Consider the following 2,565-nt stretch of genomic DNA (forward strand, 5'->3'; position numbering starts at 1 on the left):
AACACCGACTCCCCAACCAAATTGCTTGACGACCATAGAGCGTTGGAACCACCTGATCCCATCCCGAACTCAGTAGTGAAACGACGCATCGCCGATGGTAGTGTGGGGTCTCCCCATGTGAGAGTAGGTCATCGTCAAGCTTCTACACCAAACCCCCGATCATCGAAAGATGGCCGGGGGTTTGTCTTTGCGCGAAAGAAAAGTCGATCGGCTCCTGGGGCTGGCAGCATGCCCGACCGAGCAGGGCTCAGAAAGCGGCCCAGCCATAGGTCGCCTAGCGGCGAGTTCTTCTGCTGATTTGCCCCATCGCAACCGGCGTCTCCTGAGCATTTGCCCTTCCGATAGCGTCTTCCGAGCACCACCTTGGCGGCTTGTCCGAAGGGGTTGATACGGCCGAAGCGGCCTTAGGGCGGCATGAACTCTTTACAAATCACCCGTAGTACCCTTGACACTGCCTTCCGAGGCTGGACGCGACCGCACGCCCTGTTTTGGGTGTGGCAGCAAAATAGTGGGTTTGTCGAAGCAGCCGGTGTCCTTTTTCGGTTGTACGAAAGGGCGCGCGCTGGGAGCCGTTGATCTGCTGCGTCGGATGTTTACCGATGCGCGACGCGTCTTCGTCGCTGTGGGCACGCTTGAGCCAAACGAAGTGGAATCGCTGTCACCGTAGATCACGCGGTAGCCCTCGGCGCGCGCAGGGGGCCGTTGTGTCTGCCCGGCACTGAATCGGAGCTACCCGATGACGGTTACGCGGGCTCCCCCCGGTCGGGCGCCGTATGGAACTTCGCAATGCTAGCCGCGGCGATGATCGAGCGAGGGGGTTGACGAGTACGCCTTCGTACGCTCCGGGTGGCAAATAGCTTTTGCGCCGCTGAATGCCTGAGCTCGACTGGGTGAAGAGCATCGACACCGTGCCTACGTGGCCGCGATCGCTTGGGCAATGAGCTCAAATGCATACATAAAGGCCTTACGGGCCAATGCCCCAATCCTTTTGTCCCGCACCATCTGTGCGGTGGCATGCGGTGACGCGGGTATGTTTCTTGGCGCGCGCGCAGGCAGTGGCCAGTGCCGGCGAGATAGCAGAGCGCGGCGTAACCTGAAGCGAACCGCACCTGTGGGGTGGTAGTGACGGTGCATGCCGGGTGTTCTGCACCCATTTGCTCCGCTTCCCTGATCTGAGTCAGTCCGGGCTATCCTCCCCTTGCCGACAATCGAGGTAGACGAAGCCGCTGAACCTCAGCGATGCAGGCGCCTCGAACCTTAGTAGGTACGTCATAAACCAGGAGTAGTCGTATGCATGTTCAAGTCAACAGCCACCATATCCCCGGTAGTGTCGAGCTGCATGAATGGGTGGGTTCGACCGTAGAGGAGCGGTTGGAGCGCTTCGACGATTTTCTCACCCGAATCGAGGTGCATGTCAGCGACGAGAATGCGCAGAAAGCCGGCGCCGACGACAAGCGTTGTCAGATCGAAGCGCGACCCAAGGGACATCAGGCTGTTTCCGTTACTCACAAAGCCGAATCGCTGCAGCTGGCAGTCGACGGCGCGGCGGAAAAGATGCGTCATGCGCTGGAACACCTGATGGGCAAGCTGGACAGCAAGGTACTCTCTAGTAGTGAAATCAACGATCCGCTGCTCGACGAGCAACCGCGCGCCGTCAAGGACGCCATGCTTGAAGAAGATTTCCTGGCAAAGCAGGACACCCTCGACCGGCAGTAAGCGCTCCGGACCCCGCCCAGAACCACGGGCGGGGTACCGGGGGTTTCGATACCAGCCAGCCGCTTATCTAAGCGACGCGGTGAGAAACTTTTCGAGGGTCCTGCGCCCTGTCCCCATTGCGGAACCGGCAGGCGGCGCGGCTTTCGAACCCTTATCCTCATTTTCGGTTGGCTTCCCTTGAATGCAGATCATCCTGGTACGTCACGGCCGGCCTGCCCATTCGGCCACGCCTTGGAGCACGCCCGTCGGCATGAAAACCTGGGTGGAGCGTTACAACGCGGCAAACATAGCCGCTGGCGAGTGTCCTGAAAGACTCGCGCAGCTCGCCGGCTCGGTCGGAGTGGTGTTGTGCAGTTCGTTGTTGCGCTGCGTGGAATCTCGTTCCTGCCTCAGCTGCGAATGCTCACAAGAACCCGACCCCCTATTCGCCGAGGCGCACCTGCCATACCCCGATTGGTCCCTTCCGTTAATGCCGTCGCGTATCTGGCGGGTAGCATTTCGCGCAGCCTGGTTCTATGGGTTCGCCAATCATACCGAGCATGTTGGCGAATCGGGCCGGCGTGCTAGCGCCGCTGGGGACAAACTGATTCAACTGGCCGAAGCGCATGATAGTGTGCTCCTCGTGGGGCATCGAATCATGAACATGCTGATTGCCAAGCAGCTGCTCCGACGTGGCTGGCGCGGCCCGGCGTTTCCACTCCTGGCGAAATATTGGGACGCCAGTCATTACCATAAGCCTCGCTGATCCAGCGAGGCGGTGTCGGTCGGAATGACTAATACACATTAAACCCACGGTTATTGGCTGCGGCTGACGCTTCCGGTTGGACTCGTACGAACATCAGCCGGAGC

The 2,565-nt window shown here is 59.8% G+C and carries 2 protein-coding genes and 1 rRNA gene; all 3 read left to right on the top strand.

The annotated features are described in order from the left end of the window. Positions 1-24: 24 nt before the first annotated feature. The 3 genes from rrf to DQ405_RS26595 all read left to right on the top strand — a co-directional run bounded on the left by rrf (position 25) and on the right by DQ405_RS26595 (position 2,461). Positions 25-140, top strand: a 5S ribosomal RNA gene (rrf, locus tag DQ405_RS26585). Between the two features lie 1,150 nt (positions 141-1,290). Next, a complete protein-coding gene (locus tag DQ405_RS26590; protein WP_168422963.1) occupies positions 1,291-1,716 on the top strand; it encodes an HPF/RaiA family ribosome-associated protein in 426 nt (141 codons plus the stop codon). 181 nt (positions 1,717-1,897) lie between these two features. After that, a complete protein-coding gene (locus tag DQ405_RS26595; RefSeq protein WP_168422962.1) occupies positions 1,898-2,461 on the top strand; it encodes a histidine phosphatase family protein in 564 nt (187 codons plus the stop codon). Positions 2,462-2,565 lie beyond the last annotated feature (104 nt).

The sequence above is a fragment of the Pseudomonas sp. SST3 genome (assembly GCF_003325755.1).

Bases quoted from the DNA above. Each gene is read 5' to 3' on its own strand.
- DQ405_RS26595 (WP_168422962.1), top strand. From the start codon at position 1,898: ATGCAGATCATCCTGGTACGTCACGGCCGGCCTGCCCATTCGGCCACG.
- DQ405_RS26590 (WP_168422963.1), top strand. From the start codon at position 1,291: ATGCATGTTCAAGTCAACAGCCACCATATCCCCGGTAGTGTCGAGCTG.